The 2,039-nt window shown below is 70.2% G+C and carries 1 protein-coding gene; it reads left to right on the plus strand.

Annotated features, from left to right (window positions below; translation table 11 throughout):
* Positions 1-593: 593 nt before the first annotated feature.
* Positions 594-1,907, plus strand: a complete 1,314-nt coding sequence (locus tag HO151_RS02445) for an extracellular solute-binding protein (RefSeq protein ID WP_173894482.1) — start codon at positions 594-596, stop codon at positions 1,905-1,907.
* The last annotated feature ends 132 nt before the right edge of the window (positions 1,908-2,039 follow it).

The raw sequence follows: 2,039 nt of genomic DNA on the forward strand, positions 1-2,039 counted from the left end.
GCTTTCTGGCTGGGGCCTGCTTCCGGACTCGGCTCCGGTTCGGAGGCCGGGTCTGATCCTGATCCTGGGCCTGCTTCCGGCCCTGGGCCTGCCTCGGGGCTCGGCCCTGCTTCCGGCCCCAGGTCCACTGGTCCCGGTCCTGCGTGCGGGCTTGGCCCTGCTTTCTGGCTCGGGTCTGCTTCCGGACCCGGCGCCGAGTCCGGTCCCGGTCCGGCCCCGGTCCGGCCCCGGTCCGGTCCCGGTCCGGTTTTCGGACCTGGTCCTCATTTCGGACTTTGCCTTGATTCCGGTTCCGGACCCGCTTCCGGGCTCGGTGCCGGTCGCGGTCCCGGATCCGGACCGCGTTTTCCGGCCGCCGGCCCGGCCGGGCAGCCGGGCCGGCCGGGCAGCCGGGCCGGGTGCCCCCCCCCGCGTGCGCTCTCGACACATCCGGGGTCTTTGTCCCATCCCTCCGTTGCACGGAGTGCTTTCGCCGGTCACAGAGTGGTGGAGACCTCTTGTGGGCACGTTCATGTACTCCATAGCCTCCCGGGTGTTGTGCAGAGCAAAACCGCCATTGCACATGTTGCAACGCGCCCCCGGAGGACGCCCTCATGAAGTTCGCGCACCTCTCTGCCCGTACGGCCGCCCCGATCGCCGCGCTCGTCGTGGCCGGGCTCATGGCGACCGCCTGCGCCCCGGAGTCCTCCGACAACTCCGGCGGCAAGGACGAGAAGAGCGGCACGCTGCGCGTGTGGCTCTTCCAGGAGGTCACCAACGCCCCGAAGGAGAAGGTCGTCGACAGCGTCGTCACCGCCTTCGAGAAGGCCCACGAGGGCACGGAGGTCGACGTCCAGTACATCCCCGTCGAGACCCGCGCCGAGAAGATCAAGGCCGCCTTCAACGACCCGAAGAGCGCGCCCGACCTCATCGAGTACGGCAACACGGACACCGCCGGGTACGTCAAGGACGGCGGCCTCGCTGACGTCACGAAGGAGTTCACGGACTGGAGCGAGTCCAAGGACACCGACCCGACCGCCAAGCAGTCCGTCACGGTCGACGGGAAGATCTACGGCGCCCCGTACTTCGTCGGCGTGCGCGCGCTCTACTACCGCACCGACGTCTTCGAGGAGCTGGGCCTCGACGTACCGAAGACCCAGGACGAGCTGATCAGCACCGCCAGGAAGATCCGGCAGGCGAAGCCGGAGCTGTACGGCCTCGCGGTCGGCGGCGCGTACACGTACGGCGCGATGCCGTTCATCTGGGCCAACGGCGGCGAGATCGCCGAGGGCAGGGGCGGATCGTACGCCTCCACGATCGACAGCGCGCAGGCCCAGAAGGGCATCAAGGCGTACACCTCGCTCTTCGGCGACGACAACTGCCCGGCCGCCAAGTGCGCGGGCATGGGCGGCAACGACACCGTCACGGCGTTCGCCTCCGGCAAGGCCGGCATGGCCATCGGCGGCGACTTCAGCCACGCGGCGATCGAGGCGGGGAAGGTCAAGGGCAAGTACGCGGTCGTCCCGCTGCCCGGTGTGGAGTCCGGTGACATCGCTCCCGCCTTCGCGGGCGGCAACAACCTCGGTGTCCTGAACAGCACCTCGCACCGCACGCTCGCCGTCGACCTGATGGAACAGCTCGCGTCGAAGAAGACGCAGGGCGCGCTCTTCGACGCGATGGGCTTCCTGCCGACGTTCACGGACGTGCGCCAGGACGTCGCGAAGCGCGAGCCGTTCGTCGAGCCGTTCGTGGAGACCCTCGGCGCCGGTGCCAAGTTCGTCCCGGCCTCGCCCGCCTGGTCCCAGATCGACGCGTCCCTGGTGCTGCCGACGATGTTCCAGGAGATCGTCAGCGGACGTAAGGACGTGAAGGCGGCCTCCGCGGACGCGGCGAAGAAGATGAACACCGCGTTCAGCTCCGCGGGATGAGCCGGATGACGAACCGTCCGCTCCCGGACTCCGTCCCGTCGCCCGGCGGCGGGCGGACACCGAAGGAGCCCGCCGGACCGGCGGCGGCACCGGCACCGGTGCCGGCCGGGCTCCCCGGGGCCGCGCCGGGAC

Source organism: Streptomyces sp. 8P21H-1, from assembly GCF_013302945.1.